Genomic DNA, 958 nt, shown 5'->3' on the forward strand with positions numbered 1-958 from the left:
GAGAGCGTAAAATATCTTGTGTAAATGCATAAAAGATTTCTGAATTGTATAGAAATAGGGAATGCCTTCCCTTATGATATTTAGTAACCACAGAAAACATCACAGGAGGCATTCCCCATGAATGAACTTACCACAGAAATTATCGCTGCACTAGCCCAAAAGCAAGATTTGGACGAAGTTTTTCGTCACCACCTCGAAATTGCGATTAACCAGCTGCTTCAAACCGAATTGGCAGAGTTTTTGGGTTACGAACGCTACTCATACGCTGGGATTAACACTGGTAATAACCGCAACGGCAGTTATGAGCGCTCGTTTGATACGAAGTACGGCCAACTTAACTTAACCATTCCTCGAGATCGCAATGGCCGGTTTGAAAATCATACCTTGCCAGCCTACGGTCGGCACAGTGATAATTTAGAAACAACGGTCATTCAGTTGTATACCAAGGGAATTACCACTGCTGAAATTGCCGAACTCATTGAGAAAATGTACGGTGCTCACTACTCCAAAGCCACGGTTTCCAACATGACTAAAGCCGTCAATGAACAGGTTCAAGCTTTCCAGCAACGTCGACTGGCTTCACAATATGCGGCCATCTTCTTAGATGCCACTTACTTGCCGTTAAAGCGGGATACCGTTCAAAAAGAAGCCGTTCATATTGCGATTGGCATTCGTCCAGATGGTACGAAAGAAGTGCTGAACTACCAAGTGGCGCCAACGGAATCGACTGGAATCTGGACTGAACTGCTGGGAACCTTGATCAAGCAGGGCGTTAAAGATGTGCTGTTGTTTGTGGCCGATGGGTTAGTTGGTTTGGATGAAGGCTTGAATCGGCATTTCCCTAAAGCCAAACGACAACGTTGCCTGGTTCATGTTGGGCGGAATCTGATGAACAAAGTTCGCGTAAAAGACCGCAAGGCCGTGATCAGTGACTTTAAACAAGTTCATCGGGCCGCCA

The 958-nt window shown here is 45.4% G+C and carries 1 protein-coding gene; it reads left to right on the plus strand.

The features are described 5' to 3' along the window. Positions 1-117 precede the first annotated feature (117 nt). On the plus strand, positions 118-958 hold an 841-nt coding region (locus tag IV36_RS11735), incomplete at its 3' end, for an IS256-like element IS1310 family transposase (protein ID WP_056992673.1).

This window comes from Liquorilactobacillus mali, from assembly GCF_001437155.1.
GTDB classification, from domain to species: domain Bacteria; phylum Bacillota; class Bacilli; order Lactobacillales; family Lactobacillaceae; genus Liquorilactobacillus; species Liquorilactobacillus mali_A.